Origin of the sequence: Nocardia sp. NBC_00403 (genome assembly GCF_036046055.1) — a bacterium.
GTDB lineage: Bacteria > Actinomycetota > Actinomycetes > Mycobacteriales > Mycobacteriaceae > Nocardia.
Map to the genome: position 1 here is coordinate 8,032,314 of NZ_CP107939.1, position 20,326 is coordinate 8,052,639.

Below are 20,326 nucleotides of genomic sequence, written 5' to 3' on the forward strand. Positions count from 1 at the left end.
CGGTGGCCTAGATGCTTGATTCCAAGGGGTGAGTTTGCCGGAGGTTAGACAAACGAGGCCGCGCCGTCCGCTGCGCTGGCAGCGCTGCTGACCGGTGATGAGCTGCCGCGGGCACGCTTCTGCCTGGTCTGCGACCGGGAGGCAATTCCTTTCGTTCACGACCCATAGGTCGAGGACAATGCCAACTGTCAGCACCGCCCTGACCGCTCCGGCTGTGCACCCGATACGGCCGAGACACGGGCAGAACAACGAAGGAGTCCACGGATATCCGTGGACTCCTTCATCAGCGGTGCATGAACCGCGGCTGGTCAGTGCCTGCGGCGTGTCTTGGGAGCGCGCCTCGGCTTGGCCTGGCCGCGGGCCGCCTCGCGGCGTTCACGGCGGGTGGTGCCGTCGCCGTACTCCTCGGCGTCGTCGTGCACCTGGGCGAGCCCGTCCTCGGCAGGGCCCGAGTAGTGGAAGCCGCGAGAGCCGGAATCGTCGATGCCCTTGGCACGCAACGCGGCCGGTGCACCGTTGGCGACCGGGGCCTGCTGGGTGGGCAGCGGACGGGGAGCCGACATGGCGCCGACCGGCGAGCGCAGGCCGGTGTCCACCGAAACACCCTCCGGCTGCGGCTGCTGGACCTCGACCTGCAGGTTGAACAGGAAGCCGACCGACTCCTCCTTCAGGCCCTCCAGCATCGCGGAGAACATGTCGAAGCCCTCACGCTGGTACTCGACGAGCGGGTCACGCTGCGCCATCGCGCGCAGGCCGATGCCCTCCTTGAGGTAGTCCATCTCGTAGAGGTGCTCGCGCCACTTGCGGTCCAGCACCGAAAGCAAGACCTGACGTTCGAGGTTGCGCATGCTGCCGTCGCCGGCGAGACCGTCGATCTCTTGTTCGCGCTTCTCGTACGCGTCATGCGCGTCGTCGAGCAGTGCGTCGGCCAGTTCCTCACCGGTCAGGTCACCCGCCTCGCCGACCGAGGTCTCGCCGGTCAGCTCCTTGACGTCGATGCTCACCGGGTACAGCGTCTTCAACGCCGCCCACAGCTTGTCCAGATCCCAGTCCTCCACATAGCCCTCGGCGGTGGCGCCGTCGACATATGCGCTGATCACGTCGGTGATCATGCTCTGGACCTGGCCCTCCATGTCCTCACCACGCAGGATCCTATTGCGCTCGCCGTAGATGATGGTGCGCTGCTGGTTCATCACCTCGTCGTACTTGAGCACGTTCTTGCGGATCTCGAAGTTCTGTTGCTCGACCTGAGTCTGCGCGCTCTTGATGGCCTTGGAGACCATCTTCGCCTCGATCGGCACATCATCGGGCAGGTTCAGCCGGGTCATGATGGCTTCCAGCGCCGCGCCGTTGAAGCGGCGCATCAGCTCGTCACCCAGCGACAGGTAGAAGCGGGACTCGCCGGGGTCGCCCTGGCGGCCGGAACGACCACGCAGCTGGTTGTCGATACGACGCGATTCGTGCCGCTCGGTGCCGAGCACGTACAGCCCACCGGCATCGCGCACATCCTCGGCGTCCTCGGAGGTCGTCGCCTTGACCCGCTCCAGCGTGGGCAGCCACGCGGCCTGGTACTCGTCCGGCGTCTCGACCGGATCGAGGCCCTCCTTGCGCAGGATGATGTCGGTGATGATGTCCGGGTTGCCGCCGAGCACGATGTCGGTGCCACGACCGGCCATATTGGTCGCCACGGTCACCGCGCCGGGCCGACCGGCCTCGGCGATGATCTCGGCTTCCTTCTCGTGGAACTTCGCATTCAGCACGTTGTGCGGGATGCCGCGCTTGGTGAACTGCTTGGACAGGTACTCCGAGCGTTCGACGCTGGTGGTACCGATCAACACCGGCTGGCCCTTTTCGTGCCGCTCGGTGACGTCATCGACGACGGCGGCGAACTTGGCCTCTTCGGTCTTGTAGATCAGGTCCGACTGGTCCGCGCGGACCATCGGCTTGTTCGTCGGAATCGGCACCACACCGAGGGCGTAGATCGAGTGCAGCTCGGCCGCCTCGGTCTCCGCGGTACCGGTCATGCCGGAGAGCTTGTCGTAGAGACGGAAGTAGTTCTGCAGCGTGATCGTGGCCAGAGTCTGATTCTCCGGCTGGATCTCGACGCCTTCCTTGGCCTCGATCGCCTGGTGCATGCCCTCGTTGTAGCGGCGGCCGACCAGGATGCGTCCGGTGAACTCGTCGACGATGATCACCTCGCCGTCACGGACAATGTAGTCCTTGTCGCGCGCGTAGAGCTCTTTGGCCTTGATGGCGTTGTTCACGTAGCTGACCAGCGGCGAATTGGCAGCCTCGTAGAGGTTGTCGATACCGAGCTGGTCCTCGATGAACTCGACGCCGGCCTCGTGCACACCGATGGTGCGCTTCTTGATGTCGACCTCGTAGTGCAGGTCCTTCTTCAGCAGCGGCGCGATCCTGGCGAACTCCGCGTACCACTTGCTGGAAGCGTCCGCAGGACCCGAGATGATCAGTGGGGTGCGCGCCTCGTCGATGAGGATGGAGTCGACCTCGTCGACGACGGCGAAGTTGTGGCCGCGCTGCACCAGATCGTCCAGCGAGTGCGTCATGTTGTCGCGCAGGTAGTCGAAACCGAACTCGTTGTTGGTGCCGTAGGTGATGTCGGCGTGGTAGGACGTGCGCCGCTGCGCGGGCGTCATGCCGGACAGGATCACCCCGACCTCGAGACCGAGGAAGCGGTGCACACGGCCCATCCACTCGGAGTCGCGCTTGGCGAGGTAGTCGTTGGTGGTGACGATGTGCACGCCCTCGCCGCTGATCGCGTTCAGGTAGGCGGGCAGCACCGAGGTGAGGGTCTTGCCCTCACCGGTCTTCATCTCGGAGATATTGCCCAGATGCAGCGCGGCGCCACCCATGATCTGCACCTTGTAGTGCTTCTGGTTCAGCACTCGCCAGGATGCCTCGCGCGCGACGGCGAACGCCTCGAGCAGCAGGTCGTCCAGCGACTCACCGTCGGCGTAGCGTTCCCTGAACTCGTCGGTCTTGGCCCGCAGCTCGGCGTCGGTGAACAGCTCGATCTCCGAACCGAGCGTGAGGACCTCGTCCGCGAGATGGGCCAGGCGCTTGACCGTGCGACCCTCACCAATCCGTAGCAACCTCGTCAGTGTCAGCGCAGGCACGGGTCTCGTCAGTCCTCTGGTCGGTGTGTCATCGTGTTGTCGGCCGCCGCCCGCGTCAGGCCCGAGTGCGGAGCCCAGTCGGGCCGGTGCGCACGGGCCCGTCGGGTATGACGGAATCCGCAGCACGCTTCATGGTAATGCGGCACCCATGGTAAGCGTCGACGAGCAGCGTTGTGCTGCCTCACCCCGGCCCCACCATGTGGTCCCGCCCGTTACTTGCCACCGTACCCGCCGCGCGGCACGCCTCCCAGGCACGGTCGGGTATCACAGCTGGTCGTGTGCACAGATCCACGCGCTGGCCCCGAAGTACGGTCACAGCGAACTTTCAGCGAATCGAATTGCTGCGGAACCTGTTTCAGTCGCGTGTCGTACGATGTAAGTCGTCTATCGTCCCCGCGCGGACCCACCCCTGGTAACGGTCTGCCCGCGAGGAGACGACATGCGATGACGGCAGGGCAGCGCAGCTCATGCGGAGCGAGCGACAGCGACGATCGTCTGCTGTGCACAACCCTTCCCCTTGTGATCGAATCGAGTTCACCGAGCTCGGGTCGGCGCAGCCTGCCACAGGCCCGAACAGGGTAAAAGAGGTGTGCCGGTTTCGCTGGATATGCCACAGGGGAAGAGGCGAACCGTTGTGGAGTGAACACAATCGGCGTCGACCAAGGCGTCGGAAGGAGCACCGGGCAGCGTGATCACGAGATTGTCGCCGCAGGACGCGGCGTTCTATCGGCTCGAGTCGAGTAGTAATCCGATCCATATCGGCTCCCTCGCGATCGTCCGAAACACCGACCCCGCGCACGGATCCGAGGAACCCGCACTCGACTACGACCGGCTGGTCGATCTTGTCGAGGCCAGGCTCTCGCTGGTACCGCGCTATCGCCGCAAGGTTCGCGAGATCCCGTTCGCGCTGGGTCGGCCGGTCTGGGTGGAGGACAGCGCCTTCGACATCACCTACCACATTCGGCGGTCGGCGCTGCCCGGTCCCGGCACCGACGAGCAGCTGCACGATCTGGTGGCCCGGCTCGCCTCCCGGCCGTTGGACCAGAGCAGGCCGCTGTGGGAGATGTACCTGATCGAGGGTCTTTCCGACGGCCGGCGCGCGATCTTCACCAAGACGCATTCGGCGCTCGTCGACGGGGAAACCGCGCTGGAGATCGGACACGTGATCCTCGATGCCAGCGCCTCACCACGCGCTTTCGCCGACGACGCCTGGCATGCGCCGCGCGAACCCAACGAGATGGAACTGTTCGTCGGCGCGCTGACCCATCTGGCCGCGCAGCCGCGCGAGGCACTGGAGGTGGCCCGCCATGCGAGCGCGAGCGCCTTCGCGGTAATCGGGGCCGCGGGCAAGGCGGTGGACTCGGTGGTGTCGGCGGTGCGGGTGGCAACCGCCGGCACGCCGGACAGCCCGCTCAACGCCAAGACCTCCCGCAACCGCCGGTTCGATGTCGTCCAAACGGATCTGGAGGACTACCGCAAGATCCGCAAGCGCTTCGACTGCTCGATCAACGACGCCATCCTCGCGGTGGTCACGGGCGCACTGCGCAACTGGCTGTTGTCCCGTGGCGAGGCGCTCACCGAGTCGACGGTGCTGCGTGCGGTGGTGCCGATGTCGGTGTACGTCGAGGGCGTCGACGGCGACCAGTCGCACTCTGCCAGCGAGGTGTCCTCGTTCCTGATCGATCTGCCGGTCGGCGAACCGAACCCGGTGATGCGGCTGTCGCACATCTCGCACGCGACCGAGGCAACCGGCAAGCAACGGCGCGGAGTCAGGGCGCGAACTCTGGTGCACCTGGCCGGGTTCGCTCCGGCCAGCCTGCATGCGATGAGCGTGCGGGCAGCGAGTACGTTCGCAGAACACACGTTCAATCTGGTGATCACCAACGCACCGGGTCCGCAGACACCGATGTTCATCGGTGGCGCGCGGATGCTGGAGATGTATCCGGTGTCGCCGCTGCTCCGCAATCAGGCCTCGAGTATCGGGATCACGTCCTACGACGGGCGCGTCTTCTATGGGCTCAACGCCGACCGCGACGCGATGGCCGACATCGGCGTGCTGGCCGCGTCGGTGCACGAGTCCATGGAGGAGATGCTCGGTGCCTGTATCTGACCAGAACAAGCTGCGGGTCTACATCCCCGCGACGGTGCCGATGCTGCGCGAACTGGTGGCGAACCGGGAATTGCGCGCGGTCAGCGGCACTGCCTTCGCGGTGACCCCCGCGCTGCGCGAGGCCTACGCCTCCGGCGACGACGACGAACTGGCCGAGGTCGCGATGGGCGAGGCCGCCCGCGCCTCGCTGCGGCTGCTCGCCGCCGAACGCGAGGAGCCCGCCGAATCGGCGGACCACGACCCTGCCGACGGTGCTGTACCGGCCGAGAGTGACGACGCCGGGCCGACGGCCACGCGCAGCCACAGCCCGGTGTACCGGCGCGCGGTGATCGCCGCCGACGTGATCGGCGCGAAACTGCGCTCCGACCTCGACGACGCCGTGGTGCGATTGACGAGTCCCATCAGCTACGACCAGATCGCCTCGGTGCACGTCGACCTCGCCGAGGCCGAGCCCCAGGTCGCCAAGGCCGTCGATGTCGTCGACGCCGCCGACCTCGGTGACACCGATGCCGAGTTCGTGCTCGGCGACGCCGAAGACCACCAGCTCGCCTGGTACGCCGCGCAGGAACTCCCCTTCCTGCTCGAATTGCTGTGAGCGACACCCTCGTGCAAGACCCGCGCTGACAGATCGCCTATCGAACCTGCCGATCCCCGCTCGAACCTACGATGCCGTAACCTGACTGCAAGGCGGCCGTGACAGCGGACACTACGACAGGGAGACGAACCGCAGCGATGGTTTTGAAAAAAGGGGGATTCTCGGTGCGGGGTGTTCGGGAGTGGCTGGAAGCACCGGCCGCCGATGTCGCCGAGCGCGGTGGACGGCTGAACGTGTTGCGCGGCGCCGTCGCCCGGGTCACCACCCCCCTGCTGCCCGACGACTACCTGCATCTGGCCAACCCGCTGTGGTCGGCACGCGAGCTGCGCGGGCGAATCGTCGAGGTGCGCAAGGAAACCGCCGATTCGGCCACCCTGGTCATCAAGCCCGGCTGGGGGTTCGACTGGAAATACGAGCCGGGTCAGTACATCGGCATCGGCATCCTGATCGACGGCCGCTGGCATTGGCGGTCGTACTCGCTCACCTGCCCGCCGAACTGGACCGACCCGGAACACGGCAGCAAGCGGCTGATCTCCATCGCGGTCAAGGCCATGCCCGAGGGCTTCCTGTCCAGCCACCTGGTCAGCGGCGTCGCCGCGGGCACCATCGTGCGGCTCGCCGCGCCGCAGGGCGGCTTCGTGCTGCCCTTCCCGCCGCCGGAGAAGGTGCTCTTCCTCACCGCGGGCAGCGGCATCACCCCGGTCATGTCGATGTTGCGGGCAATGGACCGTCGCGACCGGGTGACCGACGTCGTGCACGTGCACTCCGCGCGCACCGACGACGACGTGATGTTCCGCGCGGAACTGCGCGATATGCACGATCGGCACCCGAGCTTCTCCTCACATCTGCAGCTCACCAGCGAGCAGGGCAAGTTCTCCCTCGCCGAACTGGATGAGCAGTTCCCCGATTGGCGCGAGCGGCAGACCTGGGCCTGCGGCCCGGCCGCGATGCTCGACGAGATCGAGCACCACTGGCGCGATGCGGACATCGCCGATCGACTGCATGTGGAGCGCTTCGAGATCGAGCGCTCCGCGGTCGGCGAAGGCGGCACCGTCACCTTCGGGAAGACCGGGCGCAGCGCCGAGGTCGACGGTGCGACCAGTCTCCTGGAGGCGGGCGAGTCGGCCGGGGTCCAGATGCCCTTCGGCTGCCGGATGGGCATCTGCCAAACCTGCGTGGTGACAATAACTTCCGGACATACGCGCGATCTGCGCAACGGTGACGAGCGCCGCGAGGGCGACAAGGTGCAGACCTGCATCTCGGCCGCGGCAGGCGACTGCACACTCGACGTGTAACAACGGGCACCGCGAGCGCACCGTAGTCGGAGCAGCCGCCAGGTACCCTCGAGGTAATTCCAGCAGCGAAAGGACCCCGGTGGCCATCACCGATATCAAGGCGTTCGCCCATCTCACGGCCGCGGACATCGAAACACTGGGGCAGGAGCTCGATTCGATTCGCCGCTCGGTGGAGCTGTCGCGCGGGGAACAGGACGCGAAGTACATCCGCCGGACCATTGCCGCGCAGCGGGCGCTCGAAGTCGCCGGGCGCGCGGTGCTGTTCGGCAGCCGCAACCGTTGGGCGTGGCTCGGCGGCACGGCCCTGCTGTCGGTCGCGAAGATCATCGAGAACATGGAGCTCGGGCACAACATCAGCCACGGGCAGTGGGACTGGATGAACGATCCGGAGATCCACTCGAGCTCGTGGGAATGGGATATGACCGGTCCCTCGTCGCAGTGGCGGCGGGCGCACAACTACTCCCACCACACCTACACCAACGTGCTCGGCAAGGACGAGGACCTAGGCTTCGGCATCCTGCGGATGACCCGCGACGAGGAGTGGCGGCCGGTCCACCTGGTCCAACCGTTCGCCAACGTCCTGCTCGCCGCGACCTTCGAGTGGGGCATTGCGCTGCACGACTGGGACATCGAAAAGCAGCTGTCCGGCACGCCCAAGCAACTGATGTCGGAGCCGAACAAGGAATTCGCCCGCAAGATCACCCGCCAGGTGGCCAAGGACTTCGTGTTCTATCCGGCGTTGACCGGCCCCGCGTGGAAGAGCACGCTGAAGGCCAACGCGACGGCCAACTTCGTGCGCAACCTATGGGCCTACGCGGTGATCTTCTGCGGCCACTTCCCCGACGGCGCAGAGAAATTCACGGTCGAGCAGCTCGAGGGCGAGACCAGCGGCGAATGGTATCTGCGGCAGATGCTCGGCAGTGCCAACTTCAAGGCCGGTCCGGTCATGGCGTTCATGAGCGGCAACCTCTGCTACCAGATCGAGCACCACCTGTTCCCCGACCTGCCGAGCAATCGGTATTCGGAGGTCGCGGTCCGCGTGCGCGAGCTGTGCGACAAGTACGACCTGCCCTACACCACCGGCTCGCTCGGCAAGCAGTACCTGCTGGCCTTCCGGACCATCCACAAGCTAGCATTGCCGGACCGGTTCCTGCGCCGCACCGCCGACGATGCCCCGGAGACCTCCTCGGAGCGGAAGTTCGCGGGCATCTCCATGCCGACCATGCCGTCGATGCCGAACACCGAGCGGTGGGCCGACCGTTGGAACGAGACGCACTGGCTGCCCGTCGACCCGGAGACCGGTCAGCGACGCGGTCTGCGTTCGGCGCTGAACGAGGCCAAAGTGGTGCTGAAGGAAAAGGCACGGCACGAGAAAGAAGTACTGCGCGAGGCCAAGGTAGCGTTGCAGGAAAAGGCCAGGCAGGAACAGGCGACGTTGCGTCGAAAAGCCGCGCGGGAGCGGGCGTTACGCCGCATTCGACGCAAGCGCTGACGTAGCAGACCTCGACCGTCTTTGCAATGGGGGATTTGCCACATTCCGAGGCCTATCCCCGCAACCTACGGTCTCGTAACTTACGGTACTGTAACCGCCATGGCGATCTCGGATGTCAAGGAATACGCACACCTCACCGAAGCCGATGTAGAAGCGCTCGGCGCGGAGTTCGATGCGATCCGCCGTGATATCGAAGCCTCGCGCGGCGTGCGCGACGCGCAGTACATCCGCAACGTTATCCGGCTGCAGCGCGCCCTCGAGATCAGCGGCCGCGCCGTGCTGTTCGCCAGCTTCCTGCCGCCGGCCTGGCTGGCGGGCGTCGCCCTGCTCGGCACCGCCAAGATCATCGAGAACATGGAGATCGGGCACAACGTCATGCACGGCCAGTGGGACTGGATGAACGATCCCGAGGTCCACTCCAGCTCGTGGGAATGGGACAACACCGGGCCGTCCAAGCACTGGAAACAGACGCACAACTACCTGCACCACAAGTACACCAACGTGCTCGGCATGGACGACGACATCGGCTACGGGCTGCTGCGCGTCACCCGCGACCAGCGCTGGAAGCCCTTCAATATCGGCAACCCCGTCTACAACCTGCTGCTGCAGCTGTTCTTCGAATACGGTGTCGCGGTCCAGCATCTGGAGCTGGGCAAGGTGGGCCGGTACAAGGAGGGCTCACCCGAGCGGGCCGCGTTCGAGGTCAAGCGCCGCGAGGTGCTGTTGAAGATCGGCAAGCAGGTCGGCAAGGATTACCTGTTGTTCCCGCTGCTGACCGGCCCCGCGTTCCTCTCGACGCTGACCGCGAACATCGCCGCCAATATGGTCCGCAACGTCTGGACCAACGCGGTGATCTTCTGCGGACACTTTCCCGACGGCGCCGAGAAGTTCACCAAGGCCGACATCGATGGTGAATCCAAGGGCCAGTGGTACCTGCGCCAGATGCTGGGCAGCGCCAACATCTCCGGCGGCCCCGTCCTGCATTTCATGACCGGCAACCTCAGCCACCAGATCGAGCACCACCTATTCCCCGACCTGCCGAGCAACCACTACGCCGACATCGCGGTGAAGGTGCGCGCCCTCGCCGAGAAGTACGACCTGCCCTACACCACCGGCTCGCTGCCGGTGCAGTACTTCAAGTCCTGGCGCACCATCCTCAAGCTGGCGCTGCCCAACAAGTACCTGCGCGCCACCACCGACGATGCCCCCGAGACCGCCTCGGAACGCAAGTTCGAGGGTGACACCCACCCGACGATCGACCCGATCACCGGCAAGCGCCGCGGCCTGCGCACGGCGCTCACCGAGAGTCGTCGTCGTTTCACCCGCCGCGCCGTGTCCATCGGCTGATCAGCCGCCCGCACCGTTTGCCTTCGTCTTTCCCACCGCGGTCAACCCGCACGCGACTGCCTCGACCGCGGCGCTGATCGACCGATGCACCTCATATCCCCCAAGCAGCCGTCGACAAGGCACCCAACTTATGTCCCGGCTGCAGGTGACGGTTCGCTGCTGGTTGACTGGCCTCGTGTGTGCTGATCATTTGAGCGTGTACGACGCCATCCGGTTGCGACGCGATGTGCGGGCGGAGTTCACCGGAGACGTCGTCGACGATGCGACGCTGTGGCAGATACTCGATGCCGCTCATCGGGCGCCGAGTGTCGGCAACTCACAGCCGTGGGACTTCGTGGTCGTGCAAGATCCGGTGACCCTGCGTAGGTTCGCCGACCACGTCGCGGACAAACGGATCGAATTCCGGGATGCGCTGCCGCCGGAGCGTGCGGCGATGTTCGAGCCGATCAAGATCGAGGGCATCACCGAGAGCGGCACCGGCATCGTGGTCACCTACGACCACAACCGCGGTGGCCCCCAGGTGCTCGGGCGGGCAACCGTCCCCGAAACCGGTGTCTACTCTGCGGTTCTGGCGATCCAGAACCTCTGGCTGGCCGCAACCGCGGAGCAGGTCGGGGTCGGCTGGGTGTCGTTCTACGATGCGGAATTCCTCACCGATCTTGTCGGCCTCCCGGACGGCATCCGTCCGGTCGCCTGGCTCTGCGTCGGCCCGGTCCACGAATTCCAGCGGGTTCCCGACCTGGAACGGTTCGGCTGGCGCACCGGACGTCCGCTGGCGGACGCAGTGCACCAGGAGACCTACCGGAACTGAGCGGCCGGGCTCAGACGCGCTCCAGTACCGCCGAGGCGCCGATGCCACCCGCGGCGCAGATGCCGAGGAGGGCGGCGCTCTTGCCGGTGCGGGCGAGCTCGTTGGCCATGGTGGTGACCATGCGGGCGCCGGTCGCGCCGAACGGGTGGCCGAGCGAGACCGAGCCGCCGTGCACGTTGAGCTTGTCGATGTCGACCGCGCCGACCGCGGTGTCCCGGTCGAGCCTGGTCTTCGCCCATTCGTCGCTGTTCAGTGCGGCGAGCACCGACAGAGTCTGAGCGGCGAACGCCTCGTGGATATCGACGAAGTCGATGTCGCCCAAGGACATTCCGGCCTTGTCCAAAGCCCGTGGCATGGAGATGGCGGGGCCGATGAGCACCTGGTCGGTCGGATCGACGCTCACGTAGCTCCAGGAACGGAAGGCGGCAAGCGGCCGGTAGCCGAGTGTGTGCGCCTTCTCCTCGCTCATCAGCAGCACCGCGGAGGCGCCGTCGGTGAGCGGGCTGGCATTGCCTGCGGTGACGCTGCCGTCGGCGGCGAACACCGGCTTCAGGCGCGCCAGCTTCTCGATGCTGGTGTCCCCGCGCACCAACCCGTCACGCGCTACCTCGACGCCCTGCGGGGTGCGCACCCGCAGTACTTCGTCGTCGAAGCGTCCCGACTCGATGGCAGCGGCGGCGCGGTGGTGTGAGCGCGCGGCGAATTCGTCCTGGTCGGCGCGGCTGACACCGTGGATGCGGGCCATCTTCTCCGCCGACTCCCCCATTACCTCACCGGTGGTGCGCTCGGCGATCTTCGGCCTGCTCGGCAGCAGATCGGTGAATGGCGCGAGCTGCGCGATCGCGGACAGGTAATCCTTCGGCTTCGGCTTGCCGAGGGCGAGCGGCGCGGCCGCGTGCACCACTTTTTGCGGCAGCTTCACCTCGGCATTGCTGGTGGAATCGCTGCCACCGGCGATCATGATGTCGTACTCGCCGCGCTCGATCGCCGCGGCCGCCGACGTCACCGCCTGCAATCCGGACGCACAGGCTCGCGTCACCGTGTACCCCTCGCACCCGGCGTCGAGCCCCAGATCCAGCGCGATCTCCCGAGCGATGTTCGGTGCAACGCTCGGCAGGATCACCCCGCCCCACACAATGGCCTGCACCTGCGCGCCCGGCAGCCCGGTCCGCTCGAGCAGGCCCCGCACCGCAGCATCCGCCAGCGCGATCGAATCCATTCGCGTGTATTCGGCGAACGCCCGCACGAACGGCGTCCGGGCGCCGGAAACAATGACAGCACGGCGAGCAGCTTTGGTAGCCATGGGTTTTCCCTTCGAGAGCCTCGACCCCCTAACTTACTCCAAGGTAAGTTAGGGCGCCACGCCCCCGGCTCAGCGATCCCCTCCAGTGCCGCTGAGCCGGTTCGTCGACGGTGAGCCGGCCTGCCGCGCGCCATTGCGCAACAGACCGGGCGCCAGTCCCGGCGAACGCCCCTGCTCGTTCCGGAACTGCCCAAAGCCGACACTTCGCAAGGCCGACGTCGTCCACTCGGCGCGAAGAAACAGTAGCAATTTTCTCATGGATTTTTCAAATGTTTTCTATCAACTTGTCTTTTTGGCTACGCTGGATCTACCATGAGGCCCACTATGCAGAGCCCTTCGGAGCTGTCGCGACAGAAGCGCTTCGGCCGAATCATCAAGGAGCGCCGGGATGAACTCGGCCTCACCCAGATGCAGATCGGTGATCTTGGAGGGCCCTCGGCGCCGACGATCAGGAAGATCGAAGACGGCGATGCAGCAATCAGCACACACACACTCAACAAACTCGACGCGCCCCTGCGCTGGCTGCCGGGCAGTGCCGCGCGCACCTACGCGGGCGGCGCCCCGGCCGCACACGACGTCGACGTGCACACGCCGAGATCCGACGAATCAATCGTGTCGGGACCCGATTCGATCCGTTTCGAAATCTCGGACCTGACCGGCCTGCTCGCGGCGGCCGGCCGACTCAACGACGCGGTCGAGCGCGGCCGAACGACCGAACCCCATGTGGTCTCGGCGATTTCGGACCTCAACGCCGTCGTCTCCCGATTATCGGCGCGCTATGCGACGGCAATGCTCGAACGCAACGGCGGGCCGGGCAGGCACCTGCATCCGCTCGTCGAGATGGCGTTTGCGCATCTGCTGGAGGTGCCCGCCGAGGCCGACGATCCGTCGGAGTTCGAAGAGCGCCGCTATCGCCGCTGGTTGGCAGGCCGAACCGAGGACGTGGACGCCACCACCGAGGCCCGGTTTCGGGCCCGCTGGCTGGCAGCCAACAATGGTCCGACACCGATTCGTAACGGCAGGCACTGAGGGTGAAGGACATGACCGACGACGCGGCGGCCCGAGCAAGTCTCGCGCTCAGCCAGAAGATCAACCGGCTGTTCGCAACCGTGCACCCACGTTCGGCTCCCGAACGCAGTACATCGTCGGTGGCCGAGCACGTCAGCGACCAACTGCGGCGCGAGGTGCGCGAGAGTGACATCGCCAGATTGCGCCGCGGCGAATTCGACGAGGCGGCCGCCGCGGTCGATACCACCGTGCTCACCGCGATCGCCCAGTGCTTCGGCGTGAGCGCCGACTACCTCACCACGTCGGGGCAGGCCGCGGTTGCGATCGACCGGGAATTGGAGCTGCTCGCGACCATGCGCGACGCCAATGTCGCGAGCATCGCACTGCGCGGTTCCGACATCGATCCCGCCATGCTCACCGCCATCATCGAGAGCGCGGATCGACTCGGGCCACCGACTCGGTAACATCGTCTCCTACCGGGGCGGGAACCGTAGTGCCGCTGTAGGTAGGAGATCGCATCGAATGGCCGGTTTGGACAGCCGATTTCGGGAACTTTCCCGGACCGTCCCGATACCCCACCCGTGGGATCTGCCGACCTACCTGAATGCAGTCGCCGCCCATCGCGGCCGGATGATCACCCTGCTTCCCGTCGACACCCCCATCCTCTCGGGCACCGGCTGCGGCACCGGCAGCGGCCTGTGGATCGCCAAGCACGACAGCGACGTCATCGCCTATGGCGCGGACACCACCGAATGGCATGCCGAGCACATCATCGTCCACGAACTCGGGCACATGCTGCTCGGACACGGCGCCGAACCGTCACGTCCCCCGACGCAGAACTACGCCGTGATCACCGATCTGCTCCCCTCGATCTCCCCGGAATCCATCGCACACGTCCTCGGTCGCAGCGATTACGAATCCACCCGCGAGCGCGACGCCGAAACCTTCGCCGACCTGGTCATGCTCCAGGCCATGCGCCCCCAACGCCGAGAATCCCTGCTACACAAGACATTCTTCCGCGACAGACGGTGAACCGCGCGCATCGCAGTTCTCCGGGCATCCAACTCGGTGCGCTGAATACCCGGAGAGGCGGGAGCGTGGTTAGTACGCGAGCCGGATGAGGCCGTAGTCGAAGGCGTGCCGACGGTAGACGACCGACGGTCGGTCGGTCTCTTTGTCCTGGAAGAGGAAGAAGTCGTGGCCGACGAGTTCCATCTGGTAGAGGGCGTCATCGACCGACATCGGAGTCGCGGCGTGGACCTTGGTGCGGACGATGTGACCGGGGCCGGCCTCGTAGTCCGTTGCCTCCGACGTTTCGGAAGCAAGGCGGCCTTCACCCTCGGGGTGGTCGTGCGCCATAGTGCCGTTGGCGTGAACGAACAGGGAATCGTCGATCAGGTCCGCGGTGGCCTGGGCAACGGACACCGGGGTCTTGTCGCCGTAGTGCACCCGGCGCCGATCCTTGGTCCGGCGCAACCGGCTCTCCAGCTTCGCAGTCACCGATTCGAATGCGGCATAGAAACTGTCCGCGCAGGCCTCCGCCCGGACGATCGGCCCCTTGCCGCGTGCGGTGATCTCGACTCGCTGGCAGCTCTTGCGCTGTCGACGATTTCGTTCATGGAAGAGCTCGACGTCGAAGAGGAAGATCGACGGATCGAAACGTTCGAGTCGGGAGAGTTTCTCCGCGACGTAGATTCGGAAGTGATCAGGTACCTCGACGTTGCGACCTTTCACCACGACGTCCGCGCTAGGTGTCCTAGGACGGTCCGCTGGGGGTTGCTCTGTCTGATCCTGGGTGCCGGAATCCAGCACCAAAGAATCGGCATCTTTCACTGAAGGTCGTGAAGAAGTCGTCACGCGTACCTCCCGGATATGGCCGCACAAACCGATGCACGTGCGGCGGGATGAGCCGTGCCGATTGACAATCTCTCGGCACATTGATGTCCGAGGCGCCACCTCCAAACTGCCGGTTCGGGTGTGTGACCGCGACGGTAGTACGACATCGGGCGGTCCGCCAGTGTTCACGCAAATTTCCCGGAGTCAAGCAGCACACGTCACCACCACCGCACATACCGGCACCCCGATTCCGGCTAACACTCGGACCGATTCGGAGGCGGTGGCTCCGGTCGTCAGCACGTCGTCGACCAGCACTACCTCGGCATTCTCCGGTATCATCGCCCCACCGCAGCGACTGCGCGCCACCACGATTCGGCCCCGGAGATTGTGCCGCCGCTGCGCGGCTGTCAAGCCCACCGAATCCCGCACACCCCACCACACCCGCAACATCGGTACCACCCGGCAATCGGGCAGCCACCTCGCCGCCGCATGGGTCGTACGCACCATGGGATCCCCGCCCCGACGGCGCGCGGCCACACTTCTGCTCGGCGCCGGAATCAACACCAGCGGCCGGCCCTCGGCCCGCAATAGCGCTAACGCAGTCGACAGTGCCATGCCGAGCGGCTCCGCCAGATCGCGGCGCCCGTGCTCCTTGGCCGAGAGTACCGCCCGACGCCCAGGACCCGCATATTTCGTGAGCGCCCAACACGGCACTCCGGGCTCGGTACGCGGCTGCACCCGCACCGGCCCGTGTGTCAGCACCGCCGCACAATCGGCGCACCAGCCGACCCCGGCCGCCCCGCATCCGGCACAGGCCGACGGCAGCACGAGATCCAGCAGTGTGCGCATCACCCGAGTGTGCGCGCACCCACCGACAAGTTCGATCGACCGACCTCGCGACGTAATCCGAGCGCTGCCACTGAGATGGCAAGTCGGCTTGGTGACCGATTCCGTTCCAGCACAACCATTACGCCGCTACGCCGGGTGGGTCCGAAGCATTCATCGGGTCACCGATTGCCGGTAGCGCTCGAGCGCACCCGCGGGCGATCGGACAACCACGACGATCAGCCGGGCAGGACCGGAATGGCATTCGCGCCGAGACCGGGCACCTCACGCCAGTAGGGCTCGCCACCGCCGGGGTTGCTGGTCAGCTCCAGTACCGCACGCAAATCCGCGACGTACTGGTGTTCCGGTGACGCGCTCACCAGCCGCACCGGCGGGGTCAGATTCTGGCTTGTCTGCGGGAGCGGTTGGGAACCGTCCACGGACACAGAACTCACCGGGTCGACATCGCCCGCGCGGGCGATGAGCAGGGTGTCGGCACCGAGCCAGTCCACCGAGACGGCGGCCGTGCTCAGTCCGACAGCCAGCGGAAGCGGTGAGGTCAGGGCGTACTTGCCGTTCGGCTGTGGGACGATGACCGCGACATAAACCTTGCCGTCGGCGATCAGCGCAGCACGCACCCCGGTTCGGGAAACCCGTAGTTCGGTTATCGGCAGCCGGAATGTCAGGCTGGGAATCGCCGAGGTCAGCGCCGAGATGTCGACATCCTGCACCGAGACGGTTCCGGTGGTCCGGTCGTTGACCGCGCGGATCACCCGTTCGCCGTCTATGACCACCCATGCGGCACTGCCGTCGGCATTCCAGGATGGCCTGGAGATGGTCGTGCCCTCGGCGACGGGGAACGCATTGCCGCCGTAGCTACCGACCATCAGCGTGCGCGGCGGTTCGGGGGGCGGCCGTCCGGCATCGGCGACGGCAGCGACCAGTTGGCCATCCGGTGACAGGCCCACCGACTGCAGGTTGTTCACAGCACCGAAGTAACCGGGCGGGGTGACCATTCCGTCCGCGGTGACCTGCACGAGGGATCCGTTGCGCAGGGCATGCAATCCGATCCGATTCTTCGTGTGTGCCGCCACGCTGAGATGGTCGACGTCGGCGACCGACCAGCCGGCGGCGAATCGATCGTCCAACGGTTTGCCGTCTGCAAACAGCACGTACGGGCCGAGAATGTCGGCGCCTGCCAGCGTGAGGACCACCTGCCCGGCAAGCAGTTCGCGGTCGCGTGGCGACAGGTTGGTGGCGCCTGCGAAGTCGATGCGCACCCCGCCGAGCCCGACACCGACTTCACCGGGATCGCTGCCCGCCTTGGTGACCGGACCACGCAGCGCGACCGGCGGCGCCAGCTCGTTGCGCACCACGGTCGCCAGTGCGGGCTGGCTGCCCTCGGTGAGCAGGGTCATCAGTCGTTGGGTCAATTGATTCTTGGCAACCGAGATCCACCGCAGATCGGGGACCACGGTGGTGCCGGAGGGGTCGATGAAATACAGCACGTAACGCCGGTAGGACTTGGCGAACGCGGAGTGGTCCATGATCACGCCGTCCGGCAGCTGGTCGATGCGCCACTCACCGTCGACCTTCGACATTTCGATCTTGTTTTCCAGCGGCAAGTCGTTTGCCCGATAGGCGCCGTCCGGCGCCAGCTCACCGACCTTGTGCGTTCGGATCACATAGGTCGCCTTGTCTCCGACACGCGATTCACGCAGCGTGTCCGTCTTCTCGACGATCGTCGTGCTCGCCGTGTCGTCCCATTGCGCCGACGCCGACGGCGTCATGTACTGCCGAGCGGCCAGGTGCCGGTTGGTCGGATCCGCGGTGGCCTGCAGGAAATCACGCAGCAGCAGGTCTGGATCGCGTCCCGCGATGGGCGGCGGCGGACCGTCGTTGGTCGGCTCCCTGTTGATGGTGCCGAGCGCCTGTGGCGCCGAGGACTCCGGCAGACTCGCACATCCGGTCAGCATCAGCAACGCCGCGATGGCGGCCGCACCGAGCGCGGACCGCCGGTGCGACATCGGATACCAGGCACGCATCCTCATGACTGTAGGTCTCCCGGTTCGGCGGCTTCGGCGTCGGCGGCGGCACTCTGGTCGGTCTGCGGTCCCGTGCCGTTCGTCACCTCGGCCCGCTCGACCGGTTCCGGCTCCGCCACCACCGCGGGCCGCTCGGCCTCGCCATTGCTCGCGGGCGCGGCTTCGACCGCACGCAGCTGTGCGTGCTTGCGCAACACAGGCTCGAGCGGCAGCGGGCTGGCACCGAGCTTCTTGCCGCGCACCAGCGGCAGCGTAAGCCGGAAGCAGGCGCCGACTCCTACCTCGCCCCACGCCTCCAGCTTGCCCTCGTGCAGGTTCGCGTCCTCGACGCTGATCGACAGCCCGAGTCCGGTGCCACCGGAACGACGCATCCGCGACGGATCCGAGCGCCAGAATCGGTTGAAGACGAGCTTCTCCTCGCCAGGTCGCAGGCCGATACCCTGATCGCGGACGATCACCGCGACCGCGTTGGCATCGAGATCGCCGCGCATCCGGATGAGCACCGGCTTGCCCTCACTGTGGTCGATCGCGTTGGCGAGCAGATTGCGCAGCACCCGCTCGACCCGGCGCGGATCGACCTCGGCGACCAACGGATCCTCCGGCAAGTCGATCACGACCTCGACACCGGCCTCCTTGGCCAAATGCCGGACGGTCGAGATCGCGGCCCGCGCACACATCCGCACGTCGAGGGATTCGACCTGGAGTTCGGCGACGCCCGCGTCGTGACGGCTGATCTCGAGCAGATCGTTCAATAGGCCCTCGAAGCGGTCCAGCTCGGTGACAAGCAGTTCGGCGCTTCGGGCGAGTGCGGCGTCGAGATCGTCGCTGCTGCCGTGGATCAGATCTGCGGCCATGCGCACGGTGGTCAGCGGGGTCCGCAGCTCGTGGCTGACATCGGAGGTGAAGCGGCGTTGCAGATTGCCGAACTCCTCCAGCTGGGTGATCTGGTTGGACAGGCTCTCGGCCATCTCGTTGAAGGCCTGGGCCAGGCGCGCCATGTCGTCTTCGCCGCGCACCAGCATGCGCTCCTTGAGCCTGCCGTCGGCGAAACGGCCCGCGATCCGCGCGGCCGAACGGATCGGCAGCACCACCTGACGGGTGACCAGCGCTGTGATAGCGGCGAGTAGAACCAGCAGCACAATGCCGCCGATCAGCATCGTGCCGCGCATCAGCGACAGACTGCGTTCTTCGTTGGCCAGCGGGAAGATCAGATAGATCTGCAGTGTCGGGATCTCGGCGCTCGGGCTGCCGATGATCAGCGCACGGCCACGGTAGCCATCGGGGTCGGAGACCGTGGCGAACTGATAGCTGACCTGGTTGCGCTCGACATAGCGGCGCAACTCCTCCGGTACCTCCTGGATCGGGCCGGTCGAGATCTGCTGCAGCGGCGTGCCGCCGACGATGCTCAGCGCCGAGTCGAAACTGCCTGCCGCACCGCTGGACTGGCCGGTGCCGCCGCGGTTGGACAGCGCGTTGCGCGCGTCGGCGAGGCGCTGCTGCTGGGTGCCGATGTCGTGCACGCCCGCGAGCTGGTTCTCCACCGTGTTACGGGCGCGATCCATCTCCTCGACCGCCGCGTTGATCTTGGCGTCGAGTAATCGATCGGTGATCTGACTGGTCAGCACCACGCCGAGGATCGTGATGACGATCAGCGACAAGGTGAGCGTGGAGACGATGACGCGCAATTGCAGCGAACGACGCCACACATGGCCGAGCGCGGTGCCGACTTCCTTGAACCAGGCGATCACCGGTGCGAGCGATCGTTCGAGACGGTGGGTCACCCCTTCCCCATCGCCCGAACGATCGGCATCGCCTTCGATCACGGGGGTCCGGCCTTGTAACCGACGCCGCGGACGGTGAGCACGATCTCCGGGTTCTCCGGATCTTTCTCGACCTTCGCGCGCAGTCGCTGCACGTGCACGTTCACCAGGCGGGTGTCGGCGGCATGCCGGTAGCCCCAGACCTGCTCGAGCAGCACCTCTCGGGTGAACACCTGGCGGGGCTTGCGGGCGAGCGCGACAAGCAGATCGAACTCCAGCGGAGTCAGCGAGATCTGCGCACCGCCGCGCGTCACCTTGTGGGCGGGCACGTCGATGACGATGTCGGCGATCGACAGCAGCTCGGCGGGCTCCTCCTCGGTGCGGCGCAGGCGGGCACGCACCCTGGCGACTAGCTCCTTGGGCTTGAACGGCTTGACGATGTAATCGTCGGCACCGGACTCCAGACCGAGCACGACGTCGACCGTGTCGGTCTTCGCCGTGAGCATCACGATCGGAACTCCGGAGTCGGCCCGCAGCACACGGCATACATCGATGCCGTTCATGCCGGGCAGCATCAGGTCCAGCAACACAAGATCGGGGCGGATCTCCCGAACCGCCGCCAGCGCCTGCGTACCGTCGCCGACCACATGCGGGTCGAACCCTTCCCCGCGCAAGACGATCGTGAGCATCTCAGCGAGCGCCATATCGTCGTCGACGACCAGAATCTTGGGCTTCATAATTACTATGGTGTCATCTCTCCGG

The 20,326-nt window shown here is 66.2% G+C and carries 16 protein-coding genes; 9 read left to right on the forward strand and 7 right to left on the reverse strand.

Annotated features, from left to right (window positions below):
- Nucleotides 1-308: 308 nt before the first annotated feature.
- Complete coding sequence (secA, locus tag OHQ90_RS36105) at nucleotides 309-3,137, reverse strand: preprotein translocase subunit SecA (RefSeq protein ID WP_328405338.1); 2,829 nt, start codon at nucleotides 3,135-3,137, stop codon at nucleotides 309-311.
- Between the two features lie 688 nt (nucleotides 3,138-3,825).
- Here secA and OHQ90_RS36110 point away from each other — a divergent pair.
- The 6 genes from OHQ90_RS36110 to bluB all read left to right on the forward strand — a co-directional run bounded on the left by OHQ90_RS36110 (nucleotide 3,826) and on the right by bluB (nucleotide 10,787).
- Nucleotides 3,826-5,247, forward strand: a complete 1,422-nt coding sequence (locus OHQ90_RS36110) for a WS/DGAT/MGAT family O-acyltransferase (protein ID WP_328405340.1) — start codon at nucleotides 3,826-3,828, stop codon at nucleotides 5,245-5,247.
- Nucleotides 5,248-5,287: 40 nt separating this feature from the next.
- Nucleotides 5,288-5,842, forward strand: coding sequence for a DUF6912 family protein (locus OHQ90_RS36115; protein WP_442941522.1), 555 nt, complete (start codon nucleotides 5,288-5,290; stop codon nucleotides 5,840-5,842).
- 137 nt (nucleotides 5,843-5,979) lie between these two features.
- Complete coding sequence (locus OHQ90_RS36120) at nucleotides 5,980-7,137, forward strand: ferredoxin reductase (protein ID WP_328405342.1); 1,158 nt, start codon at nucleotides 5,980-5,982, stop codon at nucleotides 7,135-7,137.
- A gap of 79 nt (nucleotides 7,138-7,216) precedes the next feature.
- On the forward strand, nucleotides 7,217-8,629 hold the full coding sequence (locus OHQ90_RS36125; protein ID WP_328405344.1) for a fatty acid desaturase family protein: 1,413 nt from the start codon (nucleotides 7,217-7,219) through the stop codon (nucleotides 8,627-8,629).
- 99 nt (nucleotides 8,630-8,728) lie between these two features.
- Nucleotides 8,729-9,976, forward strand: a complete 1,248-nt coding sequence (locus OHQ90_RS36130) for a fatty acid desaturase family protein (RefSeq protein WP_328405346.1) — start codon at nucleotides 8,729-8,731, stop codon at nucleotides 9,974-9,976.
- 175 nt (nucleotides 9,977-10,151) lie between these two features.
- Entirely contained in the window at nucleotides 10,152-10,787 is a 636-nt protein-coding gene (bluB, locus tag OHQ90_RS36135) for a 5,6-dimethylbenzimidazole synthase (protein WP_442941257.1), read from the forward strand.
- Nucleotides 10,788-10,797: 10 nt separating this feature from the next.
- Here bluB and OHQ90_RS36140 read toward each other — a convergent pair whose 3' ends face one another.
- Nucleotides 10,798-12,090: an acetyl-CoA C-acyltransferase gene (locus OHQ90_RS36140; RefSeq protein WP_328405350.1), complete on the reverse strand. Its 1,293-nt coding sequence runs from the start codon at nucleotides 12,088-12,090 to the stop codon at nucleotides 10,798-10,800.
- Nucleotides 12,091-12,414: 324 nt separating this feature from the next.
- On the opposite strand from OHQ90_RS36140, the gene OHQ90_RS36145 reads away from it, so the two are divergent.
- The 3 genes from OHQ90_RS36145 to OHQ90_RS36155 are packed head-to-tail and all read left to right on the forward strand — an operon-like array spanning nucleotide 12,415 to nucleotide 14,130.
- Nucleotides 12,415-13,119: a helix-turn-helix domain-containing protein gene (locus OHQ90_RS36145; RefSeq protein WP_328405352.1), complete on the forward strand. Its 705-nt coding sequence runs from the start codon at nucleotides 12,415-12,417 to the stop codon at nucleotides 13,117-13,119.
- An 11-nt stretch (nucleotides 13,120-13,130) separates the two neighbouring features.
- Nucleotides 13,131-13,562: a hypothetical protein gene (locus tag OHQ90_RS36150; protein ID WP_328405354.1), complete on the forward strand. Its 432-nt coding sequence runs from the start codon at nucleotides 13,131-13,133 to the stop codon at nucleotides 13,560-13,562.
- A 58-nt stretch (nucleotides 13,563-13,620) separates the two neighbouring features.
- Entirely contained in the window at nucleotides 13,621-14,130 is a 510-nt protein-coding gene (locus OHQ90_RS36155) for a hypothetical protein (protein WP_328405356.1), read from the forward strand.
- 69 nt (nucleotides 14,131-14,199) lie between these two features.
- On the opposite strand, the gene hpf is transcribed toward OHQ90_RS36155, so the two are convergent.
- The 5 genes from hpf to mtrA form a co-directional block, all read right to left on the reverse strand.
- A complete protein-coding gene (hpf, locus tag OHQ90_RS36160) occupies nucleotides 14,200-14,907 on the reverse strand; it encodes a ribosome hibernation-promoting factor, HPF/YfiA family (RefSeq protein WP_328413347.1) in 708 nt (235 codons plus the stop codon).
- Between the two features lie 231 nt (nucleotides 14,908-15,138).
- Nucleotides 15,139-15,783 carry a ComF family protein gene (locus tag OHQ90_RS36165; protein WP_328405358.1) on the reverse strand — a complete coding sequence of 215 codons (645 nt, stop codon included), beginning with the start codon at nucleotides 15,781-15,783 and terminating at the stop codon, nucleotides 15,139-15,141.
- Nucleotides 15,784-15,998: 215 nt separating this feature from the next.
- Entirely contained in the window at nucleotides 15,999-17,804 is a 1,806-nt protein-coding gene (lpqB, locus tag OHQ90_RS36170; protein ID WP_328405360.1) for an MtrAB system accessory lipoprotein LpqB, read from the reverse strand.
- Nucleotides 17,805-17,806: 2 nt separating this feature from the next.
- Nucleotides 17,807-19,585 carry an MtrAB system histidine kinase MtrB gene (gene mtrB / locus OHQ90_RS36175; protein WP_328405362.1) on the reverse strand — a complete coding sequence of 593 codons (1,779 nt, stop codon included), beginning with the start codon at nucleotides 19,583-19,585 and terminating at the stop codon, nucleotides 17,807-17,809.
- A gap of 38 nt (nucleotides 19,586-19,623) precedes the next feature.
- Nucleotides 19,624-20,301: an MtrAB system response regulator MtrA gene (mtrA, locus tag OHQ90_RS36180; RefSeq protein ID WP_062984230.1), complete on the reverse strand. Its 678-nt coding sequence runs from the start codon at nucleotides 20,299-20,301 to the stop codon at nucleotides 19,624-19,626.
- Nucleotides 20,302-20,326: the final 25 nt, after the last annotated feature.